Source organism: Streptomyces sp. TRM68416 (assembly GCF_014596915.1).
Lineage (GTDB): Bacteria > Actinomycetota > Actinomycetes > Streptomycetales > Streptomycetaceae > Streptomyces.
On the sequence record NZ_JACVWU010000001.1, the window covers coordinates 24,711 to 37,132 of the forward strand.

General features: G+C 68.9%; 12 protein-coding genes. 5 read left to right on the plus strand and 7 right to left on the minus strand.

The features are described from left to right. Window positions 1–46 precede the first annotated feature (46 nt). A complete protein-coding gene (locus ICC28_RS00120) occupies window positions 47–667 on the minus strand; it encodes a heme-copper oxidase subunit III (protein ID WP_188286250.1) in 621 nt (206 codons plus the stop codon). 145 nt (window positions 668–812) lie between these two features. Here ICC28_RS00120 and ICC28_RS00125 point away from each other — a divergent pair, with 145 nt between their 5' ends. Then, window positions 813–1,214 (plus strand): response regulator transcription factor, encoded by a 402-nt coding sequence (locus ICC28_RS00125; protein WP_188286251.1) that lies wholly within the window; start codon window positions 813–815, stop codon window positions 1,212–1,214. Between the two features lie 107 nt (window positions 1,215–1,321). Here ICC28_RS00125 and ICC28_RS00130 read toward each other — a convergent pair whose 3' ends face one another. The 4 genes from ICC28_RS00130 to coxB form a co-directional block, all read right to left on the minus strand. Further along, on the minus strand, window positions 1,322–2,581 hold the full coding sequence (locus ICC28_RS00130; protein ID WP_188286252.1) for an Ig-like domain-containing protein: 1,260 nt from the start codon (window positions 2,579–2,581) through the stop codon (window positions 1,322–1,324). A 131-nt stretch (window positions 2,582–2,712) separates the two neighbouring features. Beyond that, on the minus strand, window positions 2,713–3,111 hold the full coding sequence (locus ICC28_RS00135) for a cytochrome c oxidase subunit 4 (protein WP_188286253.1): 399 nt from the start codon (window positions 3,109–3,111) through the stop codon (window positions 2,713–2,715). Further along, window positions 3,108–4,844, minus strand: coding sequence for a cytochrome c oxidase subunit I (ctaD, locus tag ICC28_RS00140; RefSeq protein ID WP_188286254.1), 1,737 nt, complete (start codon window positions 4,842–4,844; stop codon window positions 3,108–3,110). The genes ICC28_RS00135 and ctaD overlap by 4 nt, the downstream gene beginning before the upstream one ends. Then, the gene (gene coxB / locus ICC28_RS00145) at window positions 4,841–5,800 is read right to left on the minus strand and encodes a cytochrome c oxidase subunit II (protein ID WP_188286255.1); all 960 of its coding nucleotides are present in this window, start codon (window positions 5,798–5,800) and stop codon (window positions 4,841–4,843) included. Before coxB ends, ctaD begins: the two co-directional genes overlap by 4 nt. Window positions 5,801–6,064: 264 nt before the next feature. Here coxB and ICC28_RS00150 point away from each other — a divergent pair, with 264 nt between their 5' ends. Further along, a complete protein-coding gene (locus ICC28_RS00150; protein ID WP_188286256.1) occupies window positions 6,065–7,441 on the plus strand; it encodes a cysteine desulfurase/sulfurtransferase TusA family protein in 1,377 nt (458 codons plus the stop codon). 7 nt (window positions 7,442–7,448) lie between these two features. Here ICC28_RS00150 and ICC28_RS00155 read toward each other — a convergent pair whose 3' ends face one another. Next, window positions 7,449–8,423, minus strand: a complete 975-nt coding sequence (locus ICC28_RS00155) for a carbohydrate kinase family protein (protein WP_188286257.1) — start codon at window positions 8,421–8,423, stop codon at window positions 7,449–7,451. Between the two features lie 133 nt (window positions 8,424–8,556). On the opposite strand from ICC28_RS00155, the gene ICC28_RS00160 reads away from it, so the two are divergent. Both ICC28_RS00160 and ICC28_RS00165 read left to right on the plus strand, forming a co-directional pair. Further along, complete coding sequence (locus tag ICC28_RS00160) at window positions 8,557–8,760, plus strand: hypothetical protein (RefSeq protein ID WP_188286258.1); 204 nt, start codon at window positions 8,557–8,559, stop codon at window positions 8,758–8,760. Between the two features lie 94 nt (window positions 8,761–8,854). Beyond that, window positions 8,855–10,384: a hypothetical protein gene (locus tag ICC28_RS00165; protein ID WP_188286259.1), complete on the plus strand. Its 1,530-nt coding sequence runs from the start codon at window positions 8,855–8,857 to the stop codon at window positions 10,382–10,384. Window positions 10,385–10,537: 153 nt separating this feature from the next. Here the strand turns inward: ICC28_RS00165 and erpA are convergent, their stop codons facing one another. Next, window positions 10,538–10,894: an iron-sulfur cluster insertion protein ErpA gene (gene erpA, locus ICC28_RS00170; protein WP_188286260.1), complete on the minus strand. Its 357-nt coding sequence runs from the start codon at window positions 10,892–10,894 to the stop codon at window positions 10,538–10,540. A gap of 325 nt (window positions 10,895–11,219) precedes the next feature. Between erpA and nadA the strand changes: the two genes are divergently transcribed. Continuing rightward, window positions 11,220–12,416 (plus strand): quinolinate synthase NadA, encoded by a 1,197-nt coding sequence (gene nadA, locus ICC28_RS00175; RefSeq protein WP_188286261.1) that lies wholly within the window; start codon window positions 11,220–11,222, stop codon window positions 12,414–12,416. The last annotated feature ends 6 nt before the right edge of the window (window positions 12,417–12,422 follow it).

A 12,422-nucleotide genomic window follows, 5' to 3' on the forward strand; every position in this document is an offset into this window, starting at 1 on the left:
TGCGCCTGCTTGCCTGTGCGCTCGCAGGGCGCGGGAGCGGGCCCGGCTACTTGATCATGTAGATCGTGGCGAAGAGGCCGATCCAGACGACATCGACGAAGTGCCAGTAGTAGGACACGACGATCGCGGCGGTCGCCTGCTCGTGGGTGAACCTCTTGGCCGCGTACGTACGACCGAGGACCAGCAGGAAGGCGATGAGACCGCCCGTCACGTGCAGTCCGTGGAAGCCGGTGGTCAGGTAGAAGACCGAGCCGTACGCATCGGAGGAGAGCGAGAGGCCCTCGTGCTTCACCAGCTCGGTGTACTCGTAGACCTGGCCGCCGATGAAGATCGCACCCATCACGAAGGTGACGATGAACCACATCCGGAGCTTCTTCACATCACCTCGCTCGGCGGCGAACACGCCGAGCTGGCAGGTGAGGGAGGAGAGCACCAGGATCGTGGTGTTGGTCAGCGCGAAGGGGAAGTTCAGGAAGTCTGCCTTCTCCTTCCAGAAGTCGGGACCGGTCACCGATCGGAGGGTGAAGTACATCGCGAAGAGGGCCGCGAAGAACATCAGCTCGGAACTCAGCCAGATGATGGTTCCGACGCTGGTGAGGTTCGGTCGATTGACCGACGGGTGCGCGTGCCCGGTTTCTACTGTCGTTGCTGTCGCCACGACCGACATTATGTCGGTCGCTTATCCCGCCCTCACTCCGGGGGGTGCCGTTCGGAGTGTCTCCCTGCTCCATACCGGTGTTGACGTGGTGTTCATGGGAGTAGCATCCGCCTCAACGGGCCTGTCCTTACGACGCTGACGTCACGGAGGAACAATGCAGCCGACCGCCACGGTGCTGGTCTACAGCGACGATTCCAACACCCGCGAGCAAGTGCGGCTTGCCTCCGGCAGGCGGCCGGCCCCTGATGCCCCGTTGGTCGAGTTCCTGGAGTGTGCGACCCCCGCGGCCGTGCTGAAGGAGCTGGACAAGGGCGGGATCGACGTCTGTGTGCTGGACGGCGAGGCCGTGCCCATGGGGGGCATGGGGGTGTGCCGGCAGATCAAGGACGAGGTGTTCAACTGCCCGCCGGTGCTGCTGCTGATCGGGCGGCCGCAGGATGCGTGGCTGGCCACCTGGAGTCGGGCCGAGGCGGCGGTGACGCTGCCGGTGGATCCGGTGGAGTTCGCGGGGGCGCTGGCCGCGTTGTTGCGGGAGCGGAAGGTTTTGAGCGCGTAGGCGCTCCGCTGGAAGTGCGGCGATGGGCCGTCAGTCGTCTGCGGCACCGCCGTGGCTGGTCGCGCAGTTCCCCGCGCCCCTTTGGGGCGCGCCGGCCCTGACGTGCCTCAGACACTTTCCGGGCGTAGCCTTGCCCTCTCCTCGGCGCTCGGGCCCTCCGGGGTGCCGCTGAGCAGGGCGCTGCCCTTGCGCCAGTTCTTCCAGGTGAGGTTCCAGTCGCCGTAGCCGTTGCCGAACGGGGCCATCGTGTTGCCCTGGGAGTTGACGACCTTGACGACGTCGCCCTCGCGGACGTTGTCGAAGAACCACTCGGCGTTGCCGGTGCTCATGCCGGTGCAGCCGTGGCTGACGTTGGCGTACCCCTGGGAGCCCACGGACCAGGGGGCGGCGTGCACGTACTCGCCGCTCCAGGTGACCCGGGTGGCGTAGTGCACGCGCAGGTCGTACGACTCCGACGAGCCGCGCGGGATGCCGATGCTGGTGCCGCGCATCCGTACGAGGCGTTCCTTGCCCAGCACCACCTTGACGCCGTTGCGGGTCTCGAAGCCGGGCTTGCCGGTGGTGACCGGCATGGACCTGATCTCCTTGCCGTTGCGGTAGACCGTCATCCAGTGGGACGAGGCGTCCGTCACCGCGATGACGCGGTCACCCGTCGTGATCCGTAGGGGCTTGGCCCGGCCGCCCCACAGCCGGTCGCTGATCCTGACGCCGTGCAGGTTGCTGCGGACCCGGATGGTGGCCTTGGCGGGCCAGTACTCCTTGGGGCGGTAGTGGAGCTTCTTGTCGTCCACCCAGTGCCAGGCGCCTTCCGCGGCGGGCATGGAGTCGACCTTGAGGGCGCGCTCCACGACGGCCCGCTGCGCCTTGTCCTTGACGGGCCTGCTCAGTTCGGCGGTGAGGGGCTGGCCGACGCCGTACGTGCCCGCTCGGGGGCCGAAGGTGACGTTCAGTCGCTTCTTGGTGAGCGGCTTGCCGGTGTCGAAGGTGAGGACTCGGCGGCCGGGGGCGCCGTCCCGGTTCTCGGTGGACACACGGACCGTGTAGCGGGCGTTGGCGGCCAGCGGAGAGGTGCTGTGCCAGCGACCTCCGCCGGCGTCGAGTTCGCCCGCCACGTAGCGCCCTGTGGCGTCCACGGCCGTGACGTCCGTGATGCGCCCGGAGCCGTCGGCGGTGACCTCCAGGGGCTTGTCCGGGTCGGCCTTCTTCCCGTCGCCCGTGGGGCCGTTGAAGGAGATCTGGTCCGCCGCGTCGTACGGCGCGGCGGACAGCGGGTGGCCGTCGCTGCCGCATGCGGTGACGCTCGCGCTGAGGGCGATCACCAGCAGCGTGCAGCTGACGACGGTGCGGGTGGGCGGAGAGGGGTTCATGTCGCTCACGCTAGGGAGCTTCGTCAGCACCGGCGCGGCGGGTAGTCCCTCCGGGGGACGATCGTTGCGGCAAAAGAAGGAGCCCGGACGCTCCTGACGGAGTGTCCGGGCTCCAGAACGCGCGAGGCGTGTTACTGGGTGCGGTTCTCACCGCGGTAGTACTCGAAGACCCAGCCCCAGATGCCGATCAGGAGCAGCGGGGCGGAGAAGTACATCAGCCACCATCCGATGGCGACCGCGAGGAACGCGAACGCACCGCCGACGGCCAGCGACAGCGGCTGCCAGCTGTGCGGGCTGAAGAAGCCCACCTCGCCGGCGTCGTCCGCCACGTCGGCGTTCTTGTCGTCCTGCGCGCCCACGTCGACCCGCTTGGCGGTGAAGCCCAGGTAGAAGCCGACCATGATGCACAGACCGAACGACAGGAAGAGCGCCGTGGTACCGGCCGGCTCCTTCGACCAGACGCCATAGACGACCGCCATGGCGAGGACGAAGACGCTCAGCCACATGAACATCTTGCCTTGGACCTTCACTTGCCGGCCTCCTTGCCACCAGCCAGGGCCTTGTCACCGTGAGGGGCGTTCTCGAGCTGGTCGAGAGCCGCGATCTCAGGGTGGTGCAGGTCGAACGCCGGCGATTCGCTGCGGATGCGCGGCAGGGTGAGGAAGTTGTGCCGGGGCGGCGGGCAGGACGTGGCCCACTCCAGCGAGCGGCCGTAGCCCCACGGGTCGTCGACCTCGATCTTCTTGCCGTACTTGGCCGTCTTCCAGATGTTGTAGAAGAACGGCAGGATCGACGCGCCAAGCACGAACGAGCTGATCGTGGAGACCGTGTTCAGGGCGGTGAAGCCGTCGGCCGCGAGGTAGTCGGCGTACCGGCGCGGCATGCCCTCGGCGCCCAGCCAGTGCTGGACGAGGAAGGTGCCGTGGAAGCCGACGAACAGCGTCCAGAAGGTGATCTTGCCCAGCCGCTCGTCGAGCATCTTGCCGGTGAACTTCGGCCACCAGAAGTGGAAGCCGGCGAACATCGCGAACACCACGGTGCCGAACACCACGTAGTGGAAGTGGGCCACCACGAAGTACGAGTCCGAGACGTGGAAGTCCATCGGCGGCGAGGCCAGGATGACACCGGTCAGACCGCCGAAGGTGAAGGTCACCAGGAAGCCGGTCACCCAGAGCATCGGTGTCTCGAACGACAGGCTGCCCTTCCACATCGTGCCGATCCAGTTGAAGAACTTCACACCGGTCGGTACGGCGATGAGGAACGTCATGAAGGAGAAGAACGGCAGCAGCACACCGCCGGTGACGTACATGTGGTGGGCCCACACCGTCACGGACAGGCCCGCGATCGCGATGGTCGCGCCGATCAGACCCATGTAGCCGAACATCGGCTTGCGCGAGAAGACCGGGATGATCTCACTGACGATGCCGAAGAACGGCAGGGCGATGATGTACACCTCTGGGTGGCCGAAGAACCAGAAGAGGTGTTGCCACAGCAGCGCTCCGCCGTTGGCCGAGTCGAAGATGTGCGCGCCGAACTTGCGGTCCGCCTCCAGCGCGAACAGCGCCGCCGCCAGCACCGGGAAGGCGAGCAGGACCAGCACACCGGTCAGCAGCACGTTCCAGGTGAAGATCGGCATACGGAACATCGTCATGCCGGGTGCGCGCATGCAGATGATCGTGGTGATGAAGTTGACCGAGCCGAGGATGGTGCCGAAGCCGGAGAAGGCCAGACCCATGATCCACATGTCGGCGCCGACGCCCGGGGAGCGGACCGCGTCCGAGAGCGGGCTGTAGGCGAACCAGCCGAAGTTGGCCGCGCCGTCCGGGGTCAGGAAGCCGCCGACCGCGATGAGCGAGCCGAACAGGTACAGCCAGTAGGCGAACATGTTCAGACGCGGGAAGGCGACGTCCGGGGCGCCGATCTGCAGCGGCATGATCCAGTTCGCGAAGCCGGCGAACAGCGGCGTCGCGAACATCAGCAGCATGATCGTGCCGTGCATCGTGAACGCCTGGTTGAACTGCTCGTTCGACATCATCTGCAGGCCCGGACGGGCCAGCTCCGCGCGCATCAGCAGGGCCATCAGGCCACCGATGCAGAAGAACGCGAACGACGTGACGAGGTACAGCGTTCCGATCGTCTTGTGGTCGGTGGTCGTCAGCCACTTCACCACGACGTTGCCGGGCTGCTTGCGCCTGACCGGCAGCTCGTTCTCGTACGAGTCCTCAGCTGCCGCGGCACCCTGGGGTTCGTTGAGGATGCTCACAGGTTGTTCGTCTCCCGGTTCTTCTCGTGGCTCGTCTGCGCGATGCCGGCGGGAACGTAACCGGTCTGCCCCTTCTTCACGAGGTCCTGCAGGTGCTGCTCGTAGCGCTCCTGGGAGACGACCTTCACGTTGAACAGCATCCGGGAGTGGTCGACGCCGCAGAGCTCGGCGCACTTGCCCAGGAAGGTGCCTTCCTGGTTGGGGGTCACCTCGAAGGCGTTGGTGTGGCCGGGGATGACGTCCTGCTTCATCAGGAACGGCACCACCCAGAAGGAGTGGATCACGTCACGCGAGGTGAGGACGAAGCGGACCCGCTTGCCCTCCGGCAGCCACAGGGTGGGGCCCGGGTTGCCGGTCTGTTCGTTGACGGTGCCGGGGATACCGCAGTCGTAGACGCCGCCGGCGTTGGCCGGGAAGTCTTCCTTGAAGCGGTCCGGAATCGCGTCCAGTTCCTTGGCCTTGGTGGCGTCACCGGTGGAACCGTCGACGCCCTCGACGTAGTTGAAGCACCAGCTCCACTGGAAGCCGACGACGTTGATGGTCACGTCGGGCTTGTCCTTGAGCTCAAGGAGCTTCGACTCGTCGCGAGCCGTGAAGTAGAAGAGCACCGAGACGATGATCAGCGGGACCACGGTGTACAGCGCCTCGATGGGCATGTTGTACCGGGTCTGCGGAGGAACTTCGACCTTGGTGCGGCTGCGCCGGTGGAAGATGGCACTCCACAGGATCAGGCCCCACACCAGCACGCCGACGGCGAGCGCGGCAGCCCAGGAGCCCTGCCACAGGGAGAGGATCCGCGGAGCCTCTTCCGTGGTCGGGGTGGGCATACCAAGGCGGGGGAAGTCCTTGTATGTGCAACCGGTGGCGGTCGCCAGGACCAGGCCCGCGGTCATTGCCTGCAGCAGCTTCCGCCGCATCGGGCGCCGCGGCGAGCGGTCGGAGCCGTTGGGACTCACGTAGCGCCTTCCCGAGAGTCTCGCCCGCGCGGATCGGCTGCGGCCTGGCCTTCTCGCTGGTCGGTCGCCGCCCTGCGTCGGGCAGGGGTTTGGATGTTTATGCGGACCAAACCCTAGCCGACGCGATTTCGCGTCGCGCGAGGAGGGGGGCCTAGTAACTCGGGTGGTTCGCTTGTTTGGCGGGTGCGGGTGCATCGTGGCTCGTCGCGCAGTTCCCCGCGCCCCTGACGTCCGCCGCGCTGCCGGACGTCTTAGCGTTGGGGTGTGTCCTACTTTGACGCCGCCTCCGCTGCCCCTCTTCATCCCGTCGCCCGTCAGGCGCTGTTGGCGTCCCTGGATGAAGGGTGGGCCGATCCCGCGCGCCTTTATCGGGAGGGGCGGCGGGCTCGGATGCTGCTGGATGCGGCGCGGGAGGCCGCTGCCGAGGCCGTCGGTTGCCGTCCCGACGAGCTGACCTTCACCTCCTCCGGCACCACGGCCGTGCACGCCGGTGTCGCTGGGGTGTTGGCGGGGCGGCGGCGCGTCGGACGTCACCTGATCGTGTCAGCGGTGGAACATTCCTCCGTGCTCCATTCGGCGGACGTGCACGAGCGGGAGGGCGGCTCGGTCACCCAGGTCGCCGTCGGCCGGACGGGGGCGGTGGAGCCCTCCGCCTACGCGGACGCGCTGCGGCCGGACACCGCGCTGGCCTGTCTTCAGTCGGCCAACCATGAGGTGGGGACCGTGCAGCCGGTCGTGGAGGTGGCCGAGGTGTGCCGGGAGGCGGGTGTGCCGTTGCTGGTGGATGCCGCGCAGTCGCTGGGGTGGGGGCCCGTCGAAGGGGACTGGTCGGTGTTGACCGCGAGTGCACATAAATGGGGTGGTCCGTCCGGAGTAGGCCTGCTCGTGGTGCGCAAGGGGGTGCGGTTCGCGCCCCAAGGGCCCGCGGACGAGCGGGAGTCGGGGCGGGCGGCCGGGTTCGAGAACATTCCGGCGGTCGTGGCCGCGGCGGCCTCGCTGCGGGCGGTGCGGGTCGAGGCGGACCGGGAGGCGGTACGGCTGCGGGAGCTGACGGAGCGGATCCGGGCGCGGGTGCCGCGGCTGGTGCCGGATGTGGAGGTGGTCGGCGATCCGGAGCGGCGGCTGCCCGGGATCGTCACCTTCTCCTGTCTCTATGTCGACGGGGAGACACTGCTGCACGAGCTGGACCGCGCCGGTTTCTCCGTGTCGTCCGGATCGTCCTGTACGAGCAGCACGCTGACGCCCAGCCATGTGCTGAAGGCGATGGGGGTGCTGAGCGAGGGGAACGTGCGGGTGTCGTTGCCGTTCGGGGCGGCGGCGGAGGACGTGGAGCGGTTCCTGGAGGTGCTGCCGGGGGCGGTGGCGGGGGTCCGGGAGAAGCTGGGGGCGCCGGTCGCCGAGACCGTCGTACGCGAGGACGTCCTGGTGGTGGACTCCCTCGGCAAGCGCTGCCCGATCCCGGTCATCGAGCTGGCGAAGGTCATCGGGGACGTCCCGGTGGGCGGCCTGGTCCGGGTCCTGTCGGACGACGAGGCGGCCCGGCTGGACATCCCGGCGTGGTGCGAGATGCGGGGTCAGGAGTACGTGGGCGAGGAACCGGCGGAGCAGGGCGCGGCGTACCTGGTCCGCCGGGTCTCGTAGGCGTCGGTTACACCAGGTGCTTCTGGACCTCGGCGGCGGCCTCGTCGCCGTAGGCCTTGGTGAAGCGCTCCATGAAATGGGCGCGGCGCAGCTGGTACTCCTGGGTGCCGACCGTCTCGATGACGAGCGTGGCCAGCATGCAGCCGACCTGCGCGGCGCGCTCCAGCGAGACCCCCCAGGCCAGTCCCGACAGGAACCCGGCGCGGAAGGCGTCGCCGACGCCCGTGGGGTCGGCCTTGCGCTCCTCCTCGGGGCAGCCGACCTCGATCGGGTCCTCGCCGACGCGCTCGATGCGGACGCCGCGCGAGCCGAGGGTGGTGACGCGGTGGCCGACCTTGGCGAGGATCTCCTCGTCGCTCCAGCCGGTCTTGGTCTCGATCAGGCCCTTCTCGTACTCGTTGGAGAAGAGGTACGTCGAGCCGTCCAGCAGGATCCGGATCTCGTCGCCGTTCATCCGGGCGATCTGCTGGGAGAAGTCGGCGGCGAAGGGGATGGACCGGGAGCGGCACTCCTCGGTGTGTCGCAGCATCGCCTCGGGGTCGTCGGCGCCGATCAGGACGAGGTCGAGGCCGCCGACGCGGTCCGCGACGGTCTTCAGCTCGATCAGCCGGGCCTCGCTCATCGCGCCGGTGTAGAAGGAGCCGATCTGGTTGTGGTCGGCGTCCGTGGTGCACACGAAGCGGGCGGTGTGCAGGGTCTCGGAGATGCGGACCGAGCCGGTGTCGACGCCGTGCCGGTCCAGCCAGGCGCGGTACTCGTCGAAGTCGAAGCCCGCGGCGCCGACCAGCAGCGGCCTGGTGCCCAGCTGGCCCATGCCGAAGGCGATGTTCGCGCCGACGCCGCCCCGGCGTACGTCCAGGTTGTCGACCAGGAAGGAGAGCGAGACCGTGTGCAGCTGGTCCGCGACGAACTGGTCGGCGAAGCGGCCGGGGAAGGTCATGAGGTGGTCGGTGGCGATGGAGCCGGTGACTGCGATGCGCACGGCGTGGACTCTCCTGTGGGGAGAAAACTGGATTGACAGTTCACGCTACCTGCTCAACCGGGGCTCTGAAATGGCCAAAACTACCCGATAGTAGATCTTTCTTCGCCCGCTTCTTCGTGCATACGGTGCCGTCATGACGAACCTTGAGGTCCACAAGCCGTTCGAGCTCGACGGCGACCTGGCGGCGCTGCGCGGCGACTGCGCCCGAATGGCTCCCCATTGGGCGGCCCCCGAGCGGGTCACTCCCCTTCCGGTCTCCCCGTCACTCATCCACGGGGTGAGGGTCCCGGCCGCGTCCGCCCGCCTGCTCGACGCGATGTCGGACTACGGCGACTGAAACAGCGCCTTTCCGGGAACCGTGCGCTCCCCCGCCGCGTCTCATCGGCGTCCCCCGTAGAGGGGATGCGGGATACGACCCTAGGAGCGATGCGGTGAACACCGAGCGACCCGACAACGACGATTCCGTCGGGACGGACGCCGTCGGGACGGACGAGAAGAGCGCCGGGGGCGGCCGGCGCCGCTCCCCCGCGGTCGTCGCGTCCGTGGCGGCCGCCGTGCTGCTGGCCGGGGGCGGCGGGGCCTACCTCGCCGCCACGGCCTCCGGCGGCCCGGACGGCGGTACGACGTCCGGGGCGAGCGGCCGGGACACGCCCCCGCCGCTCGCGCTCGACGGTTACTCCGAGGGCGGCACCGGCGGCACGGGCGGTATCGCGCCCGGTGAGCCCAATCCGTACGGCGCCACGTTCCGGGCCGACGGCGAGCTTCCGAAGGGGCCCGGCTCGGCCGCCGTGTACCGGGCGCGGGGCAAGGTCACCGAGGAGGAGGTGGCCCGGCTGGCCGACGCGCTCGGTGTCGCCGGGACGCCGGTGCTCCAGGGGCAGGCCTGGCGGCTCGGGGCGAAGGACGGCTCGGGGCCGAGCCTCCAGGTGAACCAGAAGGCACCGGGCACCTGGACCTTCTACCGCTACGCCCCCGGCCCCGACGCCTGCCTGAGCACCACCGCCTGCCCGGGCAAGCCGGCCGGGGCGACCGACGACCCGGTGAGCGAGGCCGCCGCGAAGAAGGCCGCCGCGCCGGTGCTGAAGGCGGTGGGCCAGGACGACGCGAAGCTCGACGCGCGTCAGGTCATGGGAGCCCAGCGGGTGGTAAACGCCGATCCGGTGGTCGGCGGGCTGCCCACCTACGGCTGGACGACCGGGGTCACCGTGAACGCGCAGGGCGAGGTCGTGGGCGGCAGCGGCCAGCTGAAGGCGCCGGTGAAGGGTGACACGTATCCCGTGCTGAGCGCGGAGAAGACGCTGGGGCTGATGAACGCGGCGTCGGCGGACGCCCCGGGCTCGGGGATCGGCGGCTGCGCCAGCCCCGTACCGCTGGAGGAGCGGGATCCGTGCGGGGAGCCGGACAAGCCGGGGAAGAAGGAGGTCATCACGGTCGACAAAGCCGTGTTCGGGCTGGCCGCGCACCATGTGGACGGCCGGCAGGCGCTGGTGCCGTCCTGGCTGTTCGAGGTGCGCGCGCCGGGCGCGGAGGACTCCTTCACGGTGACGCATCCGGCGGTCGCACCGAAGTACCTGACCTCCCCCGCCCCGTCCGGCACACCGACCGAGCGGCCCAGCCCGCGGCCGACCGGTCCGGGCGACAAGCCCACCTCGGCTCCCAGCACGCGGGACGTCCAGGTGGAGGGCTACACCGCCGAGGGCCGTGAGCTGACCGTGAGCTTCACCGGCGGGGTGTGCGCCGACTACGACGTGAAGGCGAGCGAGAGCGACGACAAGGTGACGGTGGTCGTGACCGAGAAGCCGTGGCCGGACAAGGTCTGCGTCTTGATCGCCAAGGTGTACCACCGCACGGTGCCGCTGGACGAGCCGCTCGGCGACCGGAAGGTCGTGGGCTCGGACGGCCGGGCGATCCCGCTGGAGAAGGCGGGGGCGCGGCTGCCGGAGACGTCCGGGGCCCGGTAGGACCGTAGAACCCGTCCGCGGGGCCCGGTAGGACCGGAGGACCCGTCCGGGGCCCGGTAGGACCGGAGGACCCGGAGAACCCGCGGACAGCGGAAGGCGGCGGCCCCGTCGGAGGGGGCCGCCGCCTTCCGTTCGCTCGCGCCGAGCCGCGGCTCAGCTGAAGGAGTCGCCGCAGGCGCAGGAGCCCGTCGCGTTCGGGTTGTCGATCGTGAAGCCCTGCTTCTCGATGGTGTCGACGAAGTCGATGGTGGCACCGCCCAGGTAGGGGGCGCTCATGCGGTCGGTGACGACCTTGACGCCGTCGAAGTCCTTCTCCACGTCACCGTCGAGGGAACGCTCGTCGAAGAAGAGCTGGTAGCGCAGGCCGGAGCAGCCGCCGGGCTGGACGGCGACGCGCAGGGCGAGGTCGTCACGGCCTTCCTGGTCGAGCAGGGCCTTGACCTTGGCCGCTGCGGCCTCGGTCAGGACGATGCCGTCGGTGACGGTGCTGGTCTCGTCCGATACGGACATCTACATCTCTCCCGGGTTGTACGGAGACTGCTTGCCGACGGTTCCAACCGGCGGGGCCGCGGATTCATTCCGGGCCGGGCGCTTGTCTTACCGGTGCGTGCGGTTCTCTCCTCATGCTCGCACACGGCGCGGGAAGCGGAAAACGGCCCTTTCGGGAATGAACGACCGCCCGCAGGGATTCACGTCACACAGACGCTATCGCCATCGTCAAACTGACGTGAATCGCTTATGATAGATAGCGTCATTTCGACGAAAAGCCAGATGGTGACCCCGCCGACCCGGTGCCGCCGGGCCGGCGAGCCGCAGAACAGAAAGGGTGCGTGTCGTGACCACCGCCCAGACCCAGGAGCTCGACGTACAGCCGACGCCCCTCGCCCTGCTGCTCCTCGGCCGTGAGGCCGACCCCAAGAGCGAGCGCGGTGTGGAGTGCCCCGGCGACCTGCCCTCGCCGTCCGACCCGGACCTGGTCGAGCGCGCCCGCGCGGCCAAGGAGAAGCTCGGCGACAAGGTGTTCGTGCTCGGCCACCACTACCAGCGCGACGAGGTCATCCAGTTCGCGGACGTCACCGGTGACTCCTTCAAGCTGGCCCGGGACGCGGCCGCGCGCCCCGAGGCCGAGTACATCGTGTTCTGCGGCGTGCACTTCATGGCGGAGTCCGCGGACATCCTGACCTCCGACGACCAGAAGGTGGTCCTGCCCGACCTCGCCGCCGGGTGCTCCATGGCCGACATGGCCACGGCCGAGCAGGTCGCGGAGTGCTGGGACGTGCTGACCGAGGCCGGCATAGCCGAGCAGGTCGTGCCCGTCTCGTACATGAACTCCTCCGCCGACATCAAGGCGTTCACCGGCAAGCACGGCGGCCTGATCTGTACGTCGTCCAACGCCAAGCGGGCCCTGGACTGGGCGTTCGAGCAGGGGGAGCCCGATTCGACAAAGGTGCTCTTCCTGCCGGACCAGCACCTCGGCCGCAACACCGCCGTCCGCGACATGGACATGTCGCTCGACGACTGCGTCGTCTACAACCCGCACAAGCCGAACGGCGGGCTGACGGCGGACGAGCTGCGCAACGCCAAGATGATCCTGTGGCGCGGCCACTGCTCGGTGCACGGCCGTTTCTCGCTGGACTCGGTGAACGACGTGCGCGAGCGCATCCCGGGCGTCAACGTCCTGGTCCACCCCGAGTGCAAGCACGAGGTCGTGGCCGCGGCGGACTACGTCGGCTCGACCGAGTACATCATCAAGGCGCTGGAGGCCGCCCCGGCCGGCTCCAAGTGGGCCATCGGCACGGAGCTGAACCTGGTCCGCCGCCTGGCGAACCGTTTCGCGCCGGAGGGCAAGGAGATCGTCTTCCTCGACAAGACGGTCTGCTTCTGCTCGACCATGAACCGCATCGACCTCCCCCACCTGGTCTGGACCCTGGAGTCCCTGGCCGAGGGCAACCTCGTCAACCGCATCGAGGTCGACAAGGAGACGGAGTCCTTCGCGAAGCTGGCCCTGGAACGGATGCTGGCCCTGCCGTAGCCGTAG

What these genes read in the sequence shown, in the direction of transcription:
- ICC28_RS00120 (WP_188286250.1), bottom strand. Translation starts at nt 667, where the DNA reads ATGTCGGTCGTGGCGACAGCAACGACAGTAGAAACCGGGCACGCGCAC.
- ICC28_RS00125 (WP_188286251.1), top strand. Translation starts at nt 813, where the DNA reads ATGCAGCCGACCGCCACGGTGCTGGTCTACAGCGACGATTCCAACACC.
- ICC28_RS00130 (WP_188286252.1), bottom strand. Translation starts at nt 2,581, where the DNA reads ATGAACCCCTCTCCGCCCACCCGCACCGTCGTCAGCTGCACGCTGCTG.
- ICC28_RS00160 (WP_188286258.1), top strand. Translation starts at nt 8,557, where the DNA reads ATGACGAACCTTGAGGTCCACAAGCCGTTCGAGCTCGACGGCGACCTG.
- erpA (WP_188286260.1), bottom strand. Translation starts at nt 10,894, where the DNA reads ATGTCCGTATCGGACGAGACCAGCACCGTCACCGACGGCATCGTCCTG.